At 80.2% G+C, this 257-nt stretch carries 1 protein-coding gene; it reads left to right on the plus strand.

The window, feature by feature from the left end:
- Positions 1-257 (plus strand): DHHA1 domain-containing protein (locus tag ACPYOG_RS19920; RefSeq protein WP_481295842.1); only part of this gene is annotated, 257 nt, incomplete at both ends.

The following is a 257-nucleotide window of genomic DNA, read 5'->3' on the forward strand; positions in this document are numbered from 1 at the left end:
TCGTCGCGCAGTCCCTGGGCGCCGTGGCGTCCGCGGACGACGTGCGCGGACTCGCGCTGCAGCTGCGGGAGCGGCTCGGCTCGGACGCGGCCGTCGTCGCGCTCGGCGCGGATGTCGGCGGACGCCCCGTCGTGATCGTCGCGACCAACGACGCGGCTCGCACCGCCGGGGCCAAGGCGGGTGCCCTCGCGAAGGCGGCGTCCGCGACGCTCGGCGGAGGCGGGGGCGGCCGGGACGACCTCGCGCAGGGCGGCGGC

This window comes from Leifsonia sp. HAY1-4F (assembly GCF_056755275.1).